Origin of the sequence: Massilia hydrophila (genome assembly GCF_020208145.1) — a bacterium.
GTDB classification, from domain to species: domain Bacteria; phylum Pseudomonadota; class Gammaproteobacteria; order Burkholderiales; family Burkholderiaceae_D; genus Telluria; species Telluria hydrophila.
This window is the reverse complement of record NZ_JAHYBX010000001.1, coordinates 669,767-687,151: the sequence shown is the minus strand read 5'-3', so window position 1 is coordinate 687,151 and position 17,385 is coordinate 669,767. Positions and strand designations below refer to the sequence as shown.

Below are 17,385 nucleotides of genomic sequence, written 5' to 3'. Positions count from 1 at the left end.
GGACTGCCGCCATTCCGGCTGCACGCCCTGAAACGATACCGAAGTGCACAAGCTCTCCTCCCCGCGCATCAGCGCCAACCTGCTGGTCTTTGCCGTTTCCCTGCTACTGGCCAGCGCCGCCAACATCAACTTCTGGTCGGCCTTCATCCACGCCGTCGGCGGCGTTTCGCTGGCCCACCTGCCACTGCTAGCCGGCAGTTTCGCCATCGTGCTGCTGCTGTTCCACGCGCTCCTGACCCCGTTCAGCTTCCGCTTCGTCGCCAAGCCGGCGCTGATCGCCTTCCTCCTGATCGCCTCCGCCTCGGCGTGGTTTATCAACGAATACGGCATCCTGATCGACCGGACAATGATCCAGAACGTGGTCGAGACCGACCTGCGCGAAGCGGGCGAGCTGCTGAACTGGCGCCTGGCCGCCTTCGTCGCGCTGACCGCCGGCCTGCCTTCGCTGCTGGTGGCGCGGGTGCAGGTCCGGTTTCCAACAGGGGCGCGCGGTCTGGCGCAGCGGGTTGGCATCGCCGCCGGCGCGCTGGCCGCGGCCGTCATCCTGCTGGTGCTGCTGTTCAAGACCCTGGCGCCGGCCGTGCGCGAGCATCGCGAACTGCGCTACCTGCTCACGCCCACCAACGTGGTGCAGGCGCTGAACGGCTACCTGCGCCAGCGCTGGAGCAAGCCGACGCCCTTGACCCCGATCGGCCGCGACGCCGTCAAGGGCAGCCGCTGGGCCGGCCAGGCGCGCCGCACGGTGACCGTGATCGTGGTCGGCGAGACCGCGCGCGCCGCCAACTTCTCGCTGGACGGCTATGCGCGTCCGACCAATCCGCTGCTGGCGCGCGAACCGGGATTGATCAACTTCACCCGGGTCCGCTCCTGCGGCACCGCCACCGCGGTGTCGGTGCCCTGCGTGTTCTCCGCCCTTGCCCGCGAGCACTACGACGACAGTAGCGCCGGCAACCAGGAAGGCCTGCTCGACGTGCTCGCGCACGCGGGCTTGCGCGTGCTCTGGCGCGATAACAATTCCGGCTGCAAGGGCGTCTGCGCGCGCGTGGAATTCGCCGACCTGTCGGCGCCGGCGCCCGGCAAGCCGCATTGCAGCAGCGACGAATGCCATGACGAAGTCCTGCTCGACGGCCTGCCGGAACTGATCCGGCGTCCGGGCAAGGACCTGGTCGTCGTCCTGCACCAGAAGGGCAGCCACGGTCCGGAATATGCGAAGCGCTATCCGGCAGGCTTCGGCCGCTTCGGGCCGGTGTGCGAGACCAGCGAATTCGAGCGCTGCACGCGTGCCTCGATCGTCAACGCCTACGACAACACGATTCTCTACACCGACACCTTCCTGGCGCGCACCATCGACATGCTGCGCGAGGCAGCGCGCGACAGCGACCTCGACACCTCGCTGCTGTACTTCTCGGACCACGGCGAATCGCTCGGCGAAGGCAACCTGTACCTGCACGGCGCGCCCTACCTGTTCGCGCCCGACGAGCAGACCCATGTGCCGATGATGCTCTGGATGTCGGACGGCTTCAGCCAGCGCTTCCGCATCGACCGTGCCTGCCTGCAGGCGCGGCGCGACCAGACGCTTTCGCACGACAATGTGTTCCACTCGGTGCTCGGCATGCTGAACATCGAGACCGCCGTCCTGAATCCCCGCCTCGACCTGTTCCATGCCTGCGTTCGCAACTGATTCCCTGCCTGCGGCCCAGGCTGAAGCGGATGCCCCGGCCGGCGTCCACCCGGAGCGCGAGGCGGTCCCGCGGCGGCTGCTTGGCGCCGCGGCCTGCGGCTGGAGCGCCGCAGCGCTGGCGCTGGCCGCGCTGGGCATCCTCGCGCTCGGATACTGGACGGATGCCGACCTGCTGCTGGCCGACCTCCTGTACGACCGCGCCAGCGCCTCCTTTCCGTGGCGCGAGGCCTGGCTGACGCTAAGCTTCGGCCATACCTTCCTCAAGGCCGTGCTGACGGCGCTGGCGGTCCTGTTCATCGGCGCCGCGCTGGCCGACGCGCTCTGGCCGCAGGCGCCGCTCGACCGGCACTACGCGCGGCTGCGGCTGCGCGTGATTGCCTGGGCGGCCGTGCTGGTGCCGCTCGTCACCAGCCTGCTCAAGCAGACCAGCAACGCCTACTGTCCCTGGGACCTGGCGCGCTACGGCGGCGCCGCGCCCCATCTACGCCTGTTCGCGTCCTTGCCGCCCGGCGTCCTGCCCGGCCATTGCCTGCCGGCCGGCCACGCCTCGAGCGCGCTGTGGCTGGTATCGCTGGTGGTGTTATGGCTGCCCGGTCCGCCACGCCGGGCGCTGCGCGCCCTCGGCCTGTGCCTGCTGCCGGGGCTGGCGCTGGGCTGGATGCAGCAGATGCGCGGAGCGCACTTCCTGAGCCATACGCTGTGGTCGGCCTGGATCGCCTGCGCCATCGTGGCCGCCCTGGTCGCGCTGCTGCAGGGAGGCGAAGCGCGCCCCGCTAGCGGTGGTATTTCCCGTCGCTTTCAGGCTGGTATTCGATGCCGCGCACGGTGAGTGCGAACATGGCGCCGTCCGGCCGCTCCCAGCGGATGGTGTCGCCCACCTTCAAGCCGAGCAATGCGGTGCCGACCGGCGTCAGGATCGACAGCTGGTCGGGCTGGCCGGCCATGTCCTTCGGATAGGTGAGCGTCATCGTCACCTCTTCCTCCGCGTCGTCGAAGGAAAAACGCACGCGCGAGTTCATGGTGACCACGTCGGGCGGGATGTCCTGGGGTTCGGCCAGGGTGGCGCGGCCCAGTTCTTCGAGCAGGGCGTCGCGCGCGGCGACTTGCGAGGCCGGCACGGCATCAAGCATGCGGTCGAGGCGGTCCATGTCCAGCCAGGACACGAGGATGGTCGGTTTCATTGTCTACTCCTGATAGTGTGCCCGCGCCATGGCGGGCGGATGGCGTACCGGCGCTGAAGGAAGCCGGCTGGCGCGATAGTCGAAGATGCGGGGCGCTCGGGAGGACGGAAAAACGCGTGCGGACGGTCCTCACCGAGCCCGGACGAGCCAGGCGAGGTTGCGCGAAGACTGCTGCACCGCTCGCGACACGGCCGCGCAATCACGCTCCACGGACGCGGCAAAGCCCCTGCCCTGGCGGCAGGCGCCCGAGTGCGGCGATGGAAAGCGTGGTGAATGCATGGGTGGACCGGTCTGGGAGCGTCTGGGTGAAATGGCGGGACTGTCAGGCCAGTATAGCCTTTCCAGCGAATCCGTCAACGGCGCGCCGTCCGTTCGAGCCCGGCGCAGGCGGCAAAGGGCAGCAGGAACGGATACAGGCCCCACACCGCGCGGCCATCGACGCGCACGCACAGGGCCGCGTACAGCGGCGGCAGCGCCATCAGGGCCAGCAGCCCCGCCAGCGGCCGCACGACAGGCGGCGCGGCGCGCCAGCCCAGCAGCGCGAGCGGCGCCACCAGCACGGCGCTGCCGGCGATCGACGCCAGCGAGCGCCAGTCGCCCAGCGCGCGCAGTACCTGGCGCCAGCCGGGCGTCCAGCGATAGGCCGGCAGCCCGGTGACCAGCCACCAGCGCACCGCGACGATCCATGCGAGCGCCGCGGCCAGCACGGCCAGGCCGGGCAGGATGGCGATGCGGCGCATCGCGACCAGCCACACCAGCAGCAGGATGTTCTCTTCGCGCACGGCGGTGCCGGCCAGGCCGGCCGCGGCGGCCAGCCAGGGCTGGCCGCTCACCACTCCGAGCACGAAGGCGGCGCGCGCGCAGACCGAACCAGGATCGACCACCAGGTAGGGCGCATACCAGAAGGTCGGCAGCGAGACGATCAGCAGCAGCCCGGCCGCCACCGCCCGGCGCGGTCCGAGGCCGGCGCGCAGCACGGCGGCCGACGCCAGGCAGGCCGCCAGCGTCACCAGCAGCCAGTTGAGCATGGCGAAACCGTTGCGCAGTTCGCCGGGCAGCGCCGCCGCCAGGGCCGGCACCAGGAGCCGGTACGGGAAAGGCGCCTCCAGGCTGCTGGCCGGGAGCTCGCCGCGCAGCCAGCGCGCGGTGTCGTAGTAGGCCTGCGAATCGGCCACCGTGCCGCCCCAGCGCCACACCATCACGATGCAGGACAGCAGCGCGAAGCCGGCGGCCACCTGCAGCCAGTCGAGGCGGCGCTGTGCCGGTGCGGGAGCGATGAGGGTGGCGGACTGCTTCATGCTGCGAAATGCGCGGGATCGAAGCAGGCGAGGATAGCAGATGCGCAAGCGGATCGGCTCACGCATTGTCACCGCGCCGCAAGCGTCCCCGCCTTATACCGACAGCGGCATGCCGCCGATCAGCTTGTCGAGCGTGATCGGGTACTCGCGCACCCGCACCCCGGTGGCGTTGTAGACCGCGTTCGCGATCGCCGCCGCCACCCCGCAGATGCCCAGCTCCGCGATGCCCTTGGCCTTCATGGGCGAGGACATCGGATCGACCTCGTCGAGGAAGATCACTTCCTGGTGCGGGATGTCGGCATGCACCGGCACCTCGTAGCCGGCCAGGTCGTGGTTGACGAAGTAGCCGAGCCGCTTGTCGACCGCCAGCTCTTCCATCAAGGCCGCGCCCGCCCCCATCGTCATGGCGCCGATCACCTGGCTGCGCGCGGTCTTCGGATTGAGGATGCGCCCGGCCGCGCACACGGCCAGCATGCGCCGGATGCGCACCTCGCAGGTCACCGCGTCCACGCCAACTTCCACGAAGTGGGCGCCGAAGGTGGATTGCTGGAAGCGGGTGTTGATGTCGCCGTATTCGATCAGGTCCTCGCCCACCAGCTCGCGCCCGCCCACCGCCTCGCCGAGGGGCAGGCTGCGCCCGCCGGCGCGCACCAGGCCATCGGCGAAGATGGCGCGTTCCGGATCCAGCCCGGCCTGGCGCGCCACCGCCTCGCGCAGCTTCATGCAGGCCGCATACACCCCTGCCGTCGAATTGTTCCCGCCCCACTGCCCGCCCGAGCCGCAGGATGCAGGGAAGCTCGAGTCGCCCAGGCGCACCCGCACCCGCTCGAGTGGCACGCCCATCATCTCGCTGGCGGTCTGCGCGATGATGGTATAGCTGCCGGTGCCGATGTCGGTCATGTCGGTTTCCACCGTCAGGATGCCGCGCCGGTCCAGGCGCACCCGGGCCGCCGACTTGGTGAGCAGGTTGTCGCGGAAGGCCGCGGCCATGCCCATGCCGACCAGCCAGCGGCCGTCGCGCACCGAGGCCGGCCTGGCGTTGCGCCGTTCCCAGCCGAAGCGCTGGGCGCCCGTCTGCAGGCACTGGATGAACTGGCGCTTGGAAAACGGCGGATGCGGATTGTGCTTTTCCTTTTCCGGCTTCTTCGACTGGGGATCGCTGGACGCCGGCTTTTCCGGATTGTCCGGCACTACCTGGGTATCGTTCAGGATGCGCAACTGCACCGGGTCGATGCCCAGCTTTTCCGCCATCTCGTCCATCGCGATCTCGAGTGCCGCCATGCCGGGCGCCTCGCCGGGGGCGCGCATCGCGTTCGCTTCCGGCAGGTCCATCTCGGCCACGCGGTTGGCGGTCATGCGGTGTTCGCCGGCATACAGCGCGCGGGTCTGGGTGGCGGCGTTTTCCGGCGAGCCGTCCTTCAGGTTGCCGGACCAGCTCTCGTGCGCGATCGCGGTGATTTTGCCTTCGCGCGTGGCGCCGATGCGGATGCGCTGCACCGTCGCCGAGCGGTGCGTGGTGTTGTTCGGGATGAGTGCGCGCTGCAGCGGCACCCGCACCGGCCGCCGCGCCGCCCTTGCTCCCAGCGCCGCCAGCAGCACGTCGGCGCGCAGGAACAGCTTCGAGCCAAAGCCGCCGCCGATGTAGGGCGACAGCACGCGCACCTTGTCCTTCGGGATGCCCAGCGTCTTCGCCAGGTCGCCCCGGGCCCAGGCGATCATCTGGTTCGAGGTCCAGACCGTGAGCTGGTCGCCGTCCCAGGCCGCGACGCTGGCGTGCGGCTCCATCATCATGTGCGACTCGTGGGCGGTATGGTATTCGCCGTCGTGCTGCACCGGGCTGGAGGCAAACGCGCCGGTGAAGTTGCCGACCCGCGTCTCGGCCGCCTCCTTCTTCGGCGCCACCGCCTTGTGGCGCACCGCCTGCAGGTCGTAGGCGCCCTTGTCGCGCTCGTAGCGGATGCGCACCAGGGCGGCGGCGTCGCGCGCCTGCTCGAAGGTTTCGGCCACTACCAGTGCCACCGCCTGGTGGTAGTGCTGGACGCGCGGCCCGCCCAGCAGCAGGGCGGTATTGAAGTTGCCCTTGGCGAGCTTGCCCGCGTTCTGGGCGGTGACGATGGCGATCACGCCCGGCGCCGCCTTCGCCGCCGCCAGGTCGATCGCCACGATGCGCCCGCTGGGAATGGCGGAGCCGATCACGTAGCCGTGCGCCTGGTTCGGCACCACGTCGTGGCGGTCCATCGCATACGGCGCGGTGCCGGTGGTCTTCAGCGGGCCGTCGATGCGATCGACCGGCTGGCCCACCACCTTCAGCTGGTCGATCGGATTGGTGCTGGCTGGTTCGTTGAATTTCATGGCTGTCCCTTTCCCTTATGCGCGCATGGCCGTTCCGGCGTCGGCGATGGCCGCGGCCAGGACCCGTCCGACCAGCGGCACCTTGAACGCGTTGTCCTCGGTGGTGCGGGCACCGGCCAGCAGCGCGCCGGCGACGGCCTGCGCGCCGCGCGCGAAGGCGCCGTCGGCCGCCTCCACCCGCCACGGCTTGTGGGCGACGCCGCCCAGCGCCACCCGGCCGCTGCCGTCGGACAGCACGATGGTGGCGGCCGAGACGATCGCGAAGGCATAGGACGCCCGGTCGCGCACCTTGCGATAGGCCTGCACCCCACCGACCGGCGGCGGCAATGTCACCGCCGTGATCAGTTCACCCGGCTTCAGGTTGTGGTCGAGGTGCGGCGTGTTGCCCGGCAGGCGATGGAAGTCGGCGATCGGAATCACGCGCGTGGCCCCGCCCGGCGCCACGGTCTCGACCTGTGCGTCGAGCACGCACATGGCCACCGCCATGTCGCTCGGATGGGTGGCGATGCAGGCCTCGCTCTGGCCGACGACGGCGTGCAGGCGGGTGAAGCCGCCGATGGCGCTGCAGCCGCTACCGGGCTTGCGCTTGTTGCAGGGCACGTTGGTGTCGTAGAAATAGGGACAGCGGGTGCGCTGCAGCAGGTTGCCGGCGGTGGTGGCCTGGTTGCGCAGCTGGCCGGAGGCGCCGGCCACCAGCGCGCGGGTCAGCACGCCGTAGTCGCGCCGCACGCGCAGGTCGGCCGCCAGGTCGCTGTTTCTCACCAGGGCGCCGATGCGCAGGCCGCCGGAAGGCAACGGCTCGATGCGGTCGAGCGCCAGGTCGTTGACGTCGATGAGGTGGGATGGCGTCTCGATCTGCAGCTTCATCAGGTCGAGCAGGTTGGTGCCGCCGGCCACGAAGCGCGCGTTCGGCTGGCGCGCCGCGGCGTCGGCGGCTTCCTGCGGGGTCCTGGCCCGTTCGTAGGTAAAGGCTTTCATCGCCTGGCTCCTCCTGCCGTGGCCGGGCTGGCGATGCCGGCCACCTCGGCGATCGCTTCCTGGATGTTCGAGTAGGCGCCGCAGCGGCAGATGTTGCCGCTCATGCGCTCGCGCAGTTCCATGTCGCTGGCCTGCGGCGGCGCGTTCAGGTCGGCCGTCACGTGGCTCGGCGCGCCCGCACGCATCTCGTCCAGCATGCCCACCGCGGAACAGATCTGGCCCGGGGTGCAGAAGCCGCACTGGTAGCCGTCATGCTTGATGAAGGCGCGCTGCAGCGGATGCAGGTTGGTCGGCGTGCCGAGGCCTTCGATGGTGGTGATCTCGTGGCCTTCCTGCATCACGGCCAGGGTCAGGCAGGAGGTGCTGCGGCGGCCATCGATCAGGACCGTGCAGGCGCCGCACTGGCCCTGGTCGCAGCCTTTCTTGCTGCCGGTAAGGTGCAGGCGGTCGCGCAGGGCGTCGAGCAGCGTGGTGCGCGGATCGACCTGCAGCTGGTGCTCGATGCCGTTGACTTTCAGCCTGACGTTCATGGTGGCGGGCGTGGTGGAGGCGGCGGGCGCTGCCGCGGGCGCAGCCTCGGCCGGCGCGGCAAGCTGCGCGGCCACGGCGACACCGCCGACGGCGACCGTGGACGCCTTGAGCAGCTGCCGCCGGTTGTGATCGAAGTCGGGCATCGTTCTTCCTTTCTGGGCAGGGGCAGGATGGGCGCTGGCGCAGCGGGAACGCGCTCCCGAATTGACGCCATTGATGCGCATGGCCGTGTATTCACGCAAATTGACAAAAATGCGTGCACGACCGAAGCCAAGAACATAACGCTTTTCCGGTTTTCGGGGCGTGCAGTTCGCGCGCGCGGCCGGTCCCGAACGAGGCCGGCCGAACCGCTCAGGCAAGGCAGCCCCGGGAAGTTTGCTGCCGAGAACGCCTAGGACTTCGGCTTCTTCGGCTTGGGGGAGGGCATCAGGGCGGCCGTCTCCTCGAGCAGGCGGCGCAGCGCGGCCGGCTCGTCGAGCAGCTCGTCGGCGATCGGGTAATCCTTCGCACCCGGATAGGGCGGGTCCTGGGGCAGGTCGGGCGCCAGCGCGGCCGCTGCCCTGGAAGGCTTGATGTACAGGCTGTTGTCGCAGGCAAAGGCGGTCACCTTCCCATCCAGGTACAGGGCATATTCGCCAAACATCTTCTTGTGCGTCAGGCGGCCGCCCAGCCCGGCCACCTCGACGACATGGTCCACGAAGCGCTGTTCCGTCCCCATTGTTTCTCCTTTTATCCGCTGCTCATAATCTGGTGGGCCTTCATGCTCCCATAAGCATTTTGCCAAGAGATCTGGCTACAGTCAGCAGCTCATCCACAGCGCGCCCCGACCATGACCCAAGCCCGGCTTCCGATCGTCCTTGCCGCTGTGGCGGCCTGCTGCGCGTGCGCGGCTCATGCCGATGCGCCGCCCTCTTCCGGCGTCGCCACGCCGGACCCGTTCGCCCTGCCCGCCAATGCCCCGGAACCGGTTGCCGGCGCCCGGCCGAGCGAGGAAGCGATCCGGGCGGCCGTGCGCGCCACCCTCGACGAGCTGCCCGCGACCTCCTTCTCGGCGTCGAGCCAGGCCCTGAGCGGCGGCCCCTACCGCGAATTCGCACGCAAGTTCGCGCAGGCGGCCAAGCCCCATTGCCTGGGCCCCGACCCGCTGCGCCACCAGCCGCACAGCACGGTGGTCAAGACGGTCTTCGGGGACTACGTGGTGGGCGTGGGCGGCATCTATGCCCTGCCCTTCTGGGGCGCGGCCGTGCTCAGGGGGAAATGCAGCTGGACGCGCTGAGCGTGCCGGCAGGCTCGCGTTCGGCGCCGCAGCTACGCATCGGGGATCCACTCGAGCAGGTCGGTCACGCCGATATCGACGCCTGCTTGCGACAGCAGGGTACTGGCCTGGCCGCGGTGATGGGTCTGGTGGTTGAAGAAATGCAGCAGCAGGTGGCCGAAATGCTTCCGGTTGTCGCCACGCGCGTTGCGGTACGCGAGCGGCTGCGCCAGGTCGGCGTCAGTGAGCTCCGCGGCCAAAGCCGTGATGATCCCGTCGATCCTGACGCGGTGCGTGTACAGGAGCGACAGGTCATCGCTGTAGCGCCAGGCCAGTGCGCCAGGCATGGCGATAGCGGCCATCGGTTTCAAGGCCGCGAAATCCGCAGGATGTCCCATGAAGCGGCGCAGCCAGATGGTATCGCCCGCCACGATGTGGTTCAGGGTGCCGATGAGCGAGCCGAAGAACGCACCGCGGTCGATGCGCAATGCTTCCTGCGGCAGGCGTGCGGCGGCGGCATACAGCCTGCCGTTCATGTCGGCGTTATAGGACGCGAGCAAGGCGATAGCTTCCCGGTTCGGCATGCGTGTTCCCGTCGTAAAAAAAGCGGACCGAAGTCCGCTTTTTGTCGAGCCGATCGCTGGATCAGCGCTTGTCCATCGCCGGCACGTCGCGTACCGGCGAGCCGACGAACAGCTGGCGCGGACGGCCGATCTTCTGTTCCGGATCCGCGATCATTTCGTTCCACTGGGCGATCCAGCCGATGGTACGGGCCATCGCGAAGATACCGGTGAACAGCGAGACCGGGATGCCCAGGGCCGACTGCACGATGCCCGAGTAGAAGTCGACGTTCGGGTACAGCTTGCGCGAGACGAAGTATTCGTCTTCCAGCGCGATGCGTTCCAGTTCCATGGCCAGCTTGAACAGCGGGTCGTCCTGCAGGCCCAGTTCGTTCAGCACTTCGTGGCAGGTTTCGCGCATCAGCTTGGCGCGCGGGTCGAAGTTCTTGTACACGCGGTGACCGAAGCCCATCAGCTTCACGCCCGAGTTCTTGTCCTTGACCTTCTCGATGAAGGCCGGGATGTTCTCGACCGAGCCGATTTCCTTCAGCATGGTCAGTGCGGCTTCGTTGGCACCGCCGTGTGCCGGGCCCCACAGGCAAGCGATACCGGCAGCGATACAGGCGAACGGGTTGGCGCCCGACGAACCGGCCAGGCGGACGGTCGAGGTCGATGCGTTCTGCTCGTGGTCGGCGTGCAGGATCAGGATACGGTCCAGGGCGCGCACCAGCACGTCGTTGACCTTGTACTCTTCGCACGGGTTGGCGAACATCATGTACATGAAGTTGGCGCTGTACGACAGGTCGTTGCGCGGGTACATGAACGGCTGGCCGACCGAGTATTTGTAGGCCATCGCGACCAGGGTCGGCAGCTTGGCGATCAGGCGGATGGCCGAGATCTCGCGCTGCTTCGGATCGTTGATGTCGAGCGAGTCGTGGTAGAACGAGGCCAGCGCGCCGACGGTGCCGACCAGGACCGACATCGGGTGCGCGTCGCGACGGAAGCCGCGGAAGAAGAAGTTCATCTGCTCGTGAATCATCGTGTGGCGGGTCACGGTGTTCTCGAACTCGGCCTTCTGCGTTTCGTTCGGCAGTTCGCCGTTCAGCAGCAGGTAGCAGGTTTCCAGGAAGTCGCAGTTGACGGCCAGCTGCTCGATCGGGTAGCCGCGGTACAGCAGCTCGCCCTTGTCACCGTCGATGTAGGTGATCTTCGAATTGCACGAGGCGGTCGACATGAAGCCAGGGTCGTAGGTGAACTTGCCGGTCTGGCCGTACAGCTTGCGGATGTCGATGACGTCCGGGCCGATGGTGCCCTTGTAGATCGGCATGTCGATCGACGGGCTGCCGTCGGAGAACGACAGGGTGGCTTTGGTATCAGAGATATTCATGGCACTTCCTTCTTGTGGGAGTGGATCTAAAAACAAATACGAATTCTGGCTGTAGGTCTCGAACTACGCCTGCCGCAGGCGTGCCAGCAAGGCGCGCACGTGCGGCTGGTCGACCTCGCCTTCAGGCTCGGTCCGGCCCAGCAGCAGGTCCATCAGCGGGTTGTCCGCTAGGTCCAGCAAGCGGGTCAGCGCATCGACGTCCTCGTCGCTCAATTCTTCTTCATGCGCATCCAGGAAGCGCGTGAGGATCAAATCGTTCTCGAGCAGGCCGCGGCGGGCGCGCCAGCGCAGGCGGGCGCGGTTGGCGGGGTCGGATTGATGCGTTTTCACTTGAGTCCGTTGTTGGGTCAACATCATACTCCGCATGCCGTGTTTAGGCAGTACGGTACTTTTACTGTATTTGCGGCATCTTTATATGCAGATGTCGCAAGTTGCTGCCATGTGCTGCAGCTTGTTGAACGCGTGGGCGGGAGACCCGCCCACCCTACGAACATCGTGATACCCGTAGGGTGGGCGGCTTGTCCGCCCACGCGTTCAAATCACGTCCGAGAAGACGCGACTTAAATGGCGCGACGAACCAGCAGTTCCTTGATCTTGCCGATCGCCTTGTTCGGATTCAGGCCCTTCGGGCACACGTCCGTACAGTTCATGATCGAGTGGCAGCGGAACAGGCGGTATGGGTCTTCCAGGTTGTCCAGGCGCTCGTTGGTGGCTTCGTCGCGCGAGTCGGCGATGAAGCGGTAGGCCTGCAGCAGGCCGGCCGGACCGACGAACTTGTCCGGGTTCCACCAGAACGACGGGCAGGAGGTCGAGCAGCAGGCGCACAGGATGCACTCGTACAGGCCGTCGAGCTCTTCGCGCTCTTCCGGCGACTGCAGGCGCTCCTTCTCCGGCTTGATCGAGTCGTTGATCAGGAACGGCTTGATCGAGTGGTACTGCTTGAAGAAGTTGGTCATGTCCACGATCAGGTCGCGGATCACCGGCAGGCCCGGCAGAGGACGCAGCACGATCGGCTGGGTCAGCTCGTTCAGGTTGGTGGTGCAGGCCAGGCCGTTCTTGCCGTTGATGTTCATCGCGTCGGAACCGCACACGCCTTCGCGGCAGGAGCGGCGCAGCGACAGCGAGTCGTCGACGTCGGACTTGATGCGCTGCAGCGCGTCGAGCAGCATCTTGTCGGTGTCTTTCAGCTCGACGGTGATGTCTTGCATATAAGGCTTCGAATCCTTGTCCGGATCGTAGCGGTAAATCTTGAGTTGGACGGTGCGTGCCATGTTTTACCTATCTCGTCACGGCCGGGACACGGGTCCCGGCCACAAAAATATTTGTTAGAAAGTACGTGGTTTCGGCTTGAAGGTGTCGACGGTCAGCGGCTTCTGCACCACGGCCTTGTACTCGAGGCGGTTGTTCTCCGAGAACCACAGGGTGTGCTTCATCCAGTTCTCGTCGTCGCGCTGCTCGTAGTCGCTGTGGGCGTGGGCGCCGCGCGATTCCTTGCGCGCCGCGGCCGAGACGATGGTCGCTTTTGCGGTCTCGATCAGGTTGTCCAGTTCCAGCGCTTCCACGCGCGCCATGTTGAACACCTTCGACTTGTCCTTGAACGAGACGTGCTTGCGGCGCTCGTCGAGCTTCATGATTTCCTTGACGCCCTGGTTCAGCAGTTCGTCGGTACGGAACACGCCGCAGTACTTCTGCATCGTGGCGCGGATGTCGTTGGCCACGCCCTGCACCTTTTCGCTGCCGGTCGAGGTCTCGAGGCGGTTCAGGCGGTCCATGGCGAAGTCGGCCGCATCTTTCGGCAGGGCCTTGTTGACCTTCTGCTTCAGGTTCGAGGCCACCACGTGGTTGCCGGCCGCGCGGCCGAACACCACCAGGTCGAGCAGCGAGTTGGTGCCCAGGCGATTCGCGCCGTGCACCGACACGCAGGCGCATTCGCCGATCGCGTACAGGCCGTTAACAATCTTTTGACCTCCAGTGCCGTCCGGCGCAACAACTTGACCGTGGATGTTGGTCGGGATGCCGCCCATCTGGTAGTGGATGGTCGGCACGACCGGGATCGGTTCCTTGGTGGCGTCAACGTTGGCGAACTTGTGGCCGATTTCCAGGATCGACGGCAGGCGCTTCTCGATGGTGTCCTTGCCGATGTGGCGCAGGTCGAGCAGCACGTGGTCCTTGTTCGGTCCGCAGCCGCGGCCTTCCTTGATTTCCTGGTCCATCGAACGCGAGACGAAGTCGCGCGGCGCCAGGTCCTTCAGGGTCGGCGCGTAGCGCTCCATGAAGCGTTCGCCGTTCGAGTTGATCAGGATACCGCCCTCGCCGCGCACGCCCTCGGTAATGAGGACGCCCGCGCCGGACACGCCGGTCGGGTGGAACTGCCAGAACTCCATGTCCTGCAGCGGCAGGCCGGCGCGTGCCGCCATGCCCATGCCGTCGCCGGTGTTGATGAAGGCGTTGGTCGATGCGGCGAAGATGCGGCCTGCGCCGCCGGTGGCGAAGATGGTGGTCTTCGCTTCCAGGATCATCACGTCGCCGGTTTCCATTTCCAGGGCCACCACGCCGACCACGTCGCCGTCGGCGTCGCGCACCAGGTCGAGGGCCATCCACTCGACGAAGAAGTGGGTGCGGGCACGGACATTGCGCTGGTACAGGGTGTGCAGCAGGGCGTGGCCGGTACGGTCAGCGGCCGCGCAGGCGCGCTGGACCGGCTTCTCGCCGAAGTTCGCGGTGTGGCCGCCGAACGGACGCTGGTAGATGGTGCCGTCCGGGTTGCGGTCGAAAGGCATGCCGAAGTGTTCGAGTTCGTACACGACCTTCGGGGCTTCGCGGCACATGAATTCGATCGCATCCTGGTCGCCCAGGTAGTCGCCACCCTTGACGGTGTCGAACATGTGCCAGTACCAGTCGTCTTCGCTCATGTTGCCCAGCGAAGCACCGATGCCGCCCTGGGCAGCCACGGTGTGCGAACGGGTCGGGAACACTTTCGACAGCACGGCCACGTTCAGGCCGGCTTCGGCCAGCTGCAGCGATGCGCGCATGCCGGAACCACCGGCGCCAACGATGACCGCGTCGAAGCGGCGGGAAGGGATTGCGGTTTTAATTGCTGCCACGATTACACACTCCAGAGAATTTGCACGGTCCAGGCGGCGCAGGCGATCAGCCAGAAGATCGTCGCCAGCATCAGGATCAGGCGCAGGCCTGCCGATTTGATGTAGTCCATCCAGATGTCGCGGATGCCGACCCAGGCGTGGTAGAACAGGCCCAGGAAGGTCACCAGCGCGAACAGCTTGAACCACTGGCGGGCGAACAGGCCGGCCCAGCCTTCATACGTGAAATTCTGGCCGGTCAGGAAGGAGACCAGCAGGACGACCGTGAACACGGCCATCACGATGGCGGTGACGCGCTGCGCCAGCCAGTCCTTGACGCCATAGTGGGCACCGACGACGAGGCGGCGCGGTCCGATATTATTCTTGTTTGCCATGATTAAAAGACTCCGAACAGTTTCAGTGCAACGAGCGCGGTCAGCACGAGGCTGATGATCAGCACCCAGCGCGCGGTCTTCTGGGCGGCGTCCTTGTCCAGGGCCAGGTGGTTGTCCATGAACAGGTGGCGCACGCCGGCCACGAAGTGGTGCAGGTAAGCCCAGGACAGGCCCAGAATGATGATTTTCGCGAACGGGTTGCTCACGACACCGCGGAAGTGCTCGAACGAGATTTCCGACAGCAGGCTTTCCTGCAGCAGGTAGAGCAGGAACGGCAGGAACAGGAACAGGCCGGCGCCGCTGACGCGGTGCAGGATCGACACGATGGCCGATGGCGGCATGCGATATTTACCAGTAATATCCCCAATGCCAACGTTGCGGAACTCCGGCCGCCCTTTTTTTGCAGCTTCTCTCACGGCTTCGGACATGTAACACCTCCCTTATGACAACAGATTTTAGTGAACCCTTCATTTTCGCCGATTTTGTGACGGGGCACCAAGCATCTGCATGCAGATAGTCGGGACATCCCTGCGGCGAACCGGGCACTGTTCGTCGCTTACCCAAAACCAACTTATTTTAATCGCTCCGTGCGATCCCTGCAGGGGCTAGCGCCCTACGGTCATCTCTTACGACAACTCGTTTTGATAATGGTGACGCGCCGTCGAATAAATCCCGCGCCGCAGTTCCACCGGCTTGTCTCCGTAGCTGAACGACACCCGGTCCGCGCACAGCAGCGGCGTTCCTTCCGCCACCTTCAGGTGCTCGGCCGCCACCGGATCCGCCGCCACCGCGCGGATCTTTTCGGTGGCCCGGATCATGCGCGTGCCGAATTCCGACTCGAACAGGCCATACATCGGCCCCCTGTACTCGACCAGGCGCTCCGCCGTCAGGCCCTTGAACAGCTGGCCCGGCAGCCACAGCTCTTCCAGGATGGTCGGCACCCCGTCGAAGGACTGCACACGCTTGATGTACACGACGGCGTCGCCCGATTTCAGCTCGAGCAGGCGCGCGACCTCGGCCGTGGCGCGGATGCGCAGCACGGCGATGAAGCGGTTGTCGGGATGGTGGGGGACGCCCTCGTCGGGCATCAGGCGCAGGAAGCGGAAGTGCGCACGCTCTTCGGCATGGGTGGCAACAAAAGTGCCCTTGCCCTGGCGGCGCACCACCAGGTTCTCGGCGGCCAGTTCGTCGATGGCCTTGCGCACCGTGCCCTGGCTGACCTTGAAGCGGCCGGCCAGCTCGACTTCGCTCGGCATCATCTCGCCCGGCTTCCATTCGCCCGACTGCAGGCTCTGGGTGATCAGGGCCTTGATTTGCTGGTACAACGGACGGAACGACGGCGATGCGTCGGTGCCGGCCGCATCGCTGCTGTTGGGCGAAAGGGGGTTCATAGACCATGATTTCACCACAAAACAAGCATGGCCGTCCAGTACGTATCGCTCGACACATGTGTCTTATATAAGACATATGATATGAATTGACAGATAGAACACCGGAGGCATAAACTCGCGGTCGGCCTGGAGCTCCGCGCCTGCCTCGACGCATGCGCGCGATATCCAATTGACAGCTTGCCGCTTTTGGTATCATTGCAGTTTTCCCCGGCCGCCGCCGCGGAAAACCGGCACCCGGCTCGACCGTTTTCATTTCCCACTTTGGAGATTCATCATGGCTAAAACCCCTATGCGCGTCGCCGTCACCGGCGCGGCCGGCCAGATCGGCTATTCCCTGCTGTTCCGCATCGCCAACGGCGACATGCTGGGCAAGGACCAGCCGGTCATCCTGCAGCTGCTGGAAATCGACAACGAAAAGGCACAGAAGGCGCTCAAGGGCGTCATGATGGAGATCGACGACTGCGCATTCCCGCTGCTGGCCGGCATGACCGCCCACGCCGACCCGATGACCGCCTTCAAGGATGCCGACGTGGCCCTGCTGGTCGGCGCCCGCCCGCGCGGCCCTGGCATGGAACGCAAGGACCTGCTGGAAGCCAACGCCCAGATCTTCACCGTGCAGGGCAAGGCGCTGGACGCCGTCGCCTCGCGTGACGTGAAAGTGCTGGTGGTCGGCAACCCGGCCAACACCAATGCCTACATCGCCATGAAGTCGGCCCCGAACCTGCCGGCCAAGAACTTCACCGCCATGCTGCGCCTGGACCACAACCGCGCGCTGTCGCAGGTCGCCGCCAAGACCGGCAAGCCGGTCGGCGCCATCGAGAAGCTGGCCGTGTGGGGCAACCACTCGCCGACCATGTACGCCGACTACCGCTTCGCCACCATCGACGGCGCTTCGGTCAAGGACATGATCAACGACGACGCCTGGAACCGCGACACCTTCCTGCCGACCGTCGGCAAGCGCGGCGCCGCCATCATCGACGCGCGCGGCGCCTCGTCGGCCGCTTCGGCCGCCAACGCAGCGATCGACCACGTGCGCGACTGGGTGCTGGGCACCAACGGCAAGTGGACCACCATGGGCATTCCGTCGGACGGTTCGTACGGCATCCCGGAAGGCACCATGTTCGGCTTCCCGGTCACCTGCGACAACGGCGAGTACACCATCGTCCAGGGCCTGGAGATCGACGCCTTCTCGCAGGAACGCATCAACCTGACGCTGAAGGAACTCGAAGAAGAGAAGGCCGGCGTCGCACACCTGCTGGGCTAAGCCGGCGCCAGCAGGATTTTTTCGGGGCGGTC

At 66.5% G+C, this 17,385-nt stretch carries 18 protein-coding genes; 4 read left to right on the top strand and 14 right to left on the bottom strand.

Annotated elements, in window-relative coordinates:
- Positions 1–43 precede the first annotated feature (43 nt).
- Together LE190_RS03080 and LE190_RS03075 are read left to right on the top strand one after the other, a co-directional pair.
- On the top strand, positions 44–1,681 hold the full coding sequence (locus LE190_RS03080) for a phosphoethanolamine--lipid A transferase (protein ID WP_225237330.1): 1,638 nt from the start codon (positions 44–46) through the stop codon (positions 1,679–1,681).
- Complete coding sequence (locus LE190_RS03075; RefSeq protein WP_225237329.1) at positions 1,662–2,510, top strand: phosphatase PAP2 family protein; 849 nt, start codon at positions 1,662–1,664, stop codon at positions 2,508–2,510. Before LE190_RS03080 ends, LE190_RS03075 begins: the two co-directional genes overlap by 20 nt.
- Here LE190_RS03075 and rnk read toward each other — a convergent pair.
- From rnk to LE190_RS03045, 6 genes are all read right to left on the bottom strand, one after another.
- The gene (rnk, locus tag LE190_RS03070) at positions 2,455–2,862 is read right to left on the bottom strand and encodes a nucleoside diphosphate kinase regulator (RefSeq protein WP_224942687.1); all 408 of its coding nucleotides are present in this window, start codon (positions 2,860–2,862) and stop codon (positions 2,455–2,457) included. The genes LE190_RS03075 and rnk overlap by 56 nt on opposite strands.
- Positions 2,863–3,215: 353 nt before the next feature.
- Complete coding sequence (locus LE190_RS03065; RefSeq protein WP_225237328.1) at positions 3,216–4,160, bottom strand: hypothetical protein; 945 nt, start codon at positions 4,158–4,160, stop codon at positions 3,216–3,218.
- A gap of 93 nt (positions 4,161–4,253) precedes the next feature.
- On the bottom strand, positions 4,254–6,512 hold the full coding sequence (locus tag LE190_RS03060; protein WP_225237327.1) for a xanthine dehydrogenase family protein molybdopterin-binding subunit: 2,259 nt from the start codon (positions 6,510–6,512) through the stop codon (positions 4,254–4,256).
- Between the two features lie 15 nt (positions 6,513–6,527).
- Positions 6,528–7,490 carry an FAD binding domain-containing protein gene (locus LE190_RS03055; RefSeq protein WP_225237326.1) on the bottom strand — a complete coding sequence of 321 codons (963 nt, stop codon included), beginning with the start codon at positions 7,488–7,490 and terminating at the stop codon, positions 6,528–6,530.
- A complete protein-coding gene (paoA, locus tag LE190_RS03050) occupies positions 7,487–8,164 on the bottom strand; it encodes an aldehyde dehydrogenase iron-sulfur subunit PaoA (RefSeq protein WP_225237325.1) in 678 nt (225 codons plus the stop codon). Before paoA ends, LE190_RS03055 begins: the two co-directional genes overlap by 4 nt.
- A gap of 248 nt (positions 8,165–8,412) precedes the next feature.
- A complete protein-coding gene (locus LE190_RS03045; RefSeq protein ID WP_225237324.1) occupies positions 8,413–8,739 on the bottom strand; it encodes a TfoX/Sxy family protein in 327 nt (108 codons plus the stop codon).
- 111 nt (positions 8,740–8,850) lie between these two features.
- Here LE190_RS03045 and LE190_RS03040 point away from each other — a divergent pair, with 111 nt between their 5' ends.
- Positions 8,851–9,297 (top strand): hypothetical protein, encoded by a 447-nt coding sequence (locus LE190_RS03040; protein WP_225237323.1) that lies wholly within the window; start codon positions 8,851–8,853, stop codon positions 9,295–9,297.
- Positions 9,298–9,329: 32 nt separating this feature from the next.
- Here LE190_RS03040 and LE190_RS03035 read toward each other — a convergent pair whose 3' ends face one another.
- The 8 genes from LE190_RS03035 to LE190_RS03000 form a co-directional block, all read right to left on the bottom strand.
- Positions 9,330–9,860, bottom strand: coding sequence for a DinB family protein (locus LE190_RS03035; protein ID WP_225237322.1), 531 nt, complete (start codon positions 9,858–9,860; stop codon positions 9,330–9,332).
- Positions 9,861–9,921: 61 nt separating this feature from the next.
- Positions 9,922–11,223, bottom strand: coding sequence for a citrate synthase (gene gltA, locus LE190_RS03030; protein WP_225237321.1), 1,302 nt, complete (start codon positions 11,221–11,223; stop codon positions 9,922–9,924).
- Between the two features lie 63 nt (positions 11,224–11,286).
- On the bottom strand, positions 11,287–11,589 hold the full coding sequence (locus LE190_RS03025; RefSeq protein WP_439847456.1) for an FAD assembly factor SdhE: 303 nt from the start codon (positions 11,587–11,589) through the stop codon (positions 11,287–11,289).
- A gap of 194 nt (positions 11,590–11,783) precedes the next feature.
- Complete coding sequence (locus LE190_RS03020; protein ID WP_224942728.1) at positions 11,784–12,494, bottom strand: succinate dehydrogenase iron-sulfur subunit; 711 nt, start codon at positions 12,492–12,494, stop codon at positions 11,784–11,786.
- Positions 12,495–12,548: 54 nt separating this feature from the next.
- Positions 12,549–14,327, bottom strand: coding sequence for a succinate dehydrogenase flavoprotein subunit (gene sdhA, locus LE190_RS03015; protein WP_225237319.1), 1,779 nt, complete (start codon positions 14,325–14,327; stop codon positions 12,549–12,551).
- Positions 14,328–14,329: 2 nt separating this feature from the next.
- Positions 14,330–14,698, bottom strand: a complete 369-nt coding sequence (gene sdhD, locus LE190_RS03010; RefSeq protein ID WP_225237318.1) for a succinate dehydrogenase, hydrophobic membrane anchor protein — start codon at positions 14,696–14,698, stop codon at positions 14,330–14,332.
- Positions 14,699–14,700: 2 nt separating this feature from the next.
- Positions 14,701–15,114 carry a succinate dehydrogenase, cytochrome b556 subunit gene (sdhC, locus tag LE190_RS03005; protein ID WP_439847467.1) on the bottom strand — a complete coding sequence of 138 codons (414 nt, stop codon included), beginning with the start codon at positions 15,112–15,114 and terminating at the stop codon, positions 14,701–14,703.
- A gap of 210 nt (positions 15,115–15,324) precedes the next feature.
- Entirely contained in the window at positions 15,325–16,089 is a 765-nt protein-coding gene (locus tag LE190_RS03000) for a GntR family transcriptional regulator (RefSeq protein WP_225237316.1), read from the bottom strand.
- Positions 16,090–16,363: 274 nt separating this feature from the next.
- Between LE190_RS03000 and LE190_RS02995 the strand changes: the two genes are divergently transcribed.
- Positions 16,364–17,353 carry a malate dehydrogenase gene (locus tag LE190_RS02995; RefSeq protein WP_225237315.1) on the top strand — a complete coding sequence of 330 codons (990 nt, stop codon included), beginning with the start codon at positions 16,364–16,366 and terminating at the stop codon, positions 17,351–17,353.
- Positions 17,354–17,385: the final 32 nt, after the last annotated feature.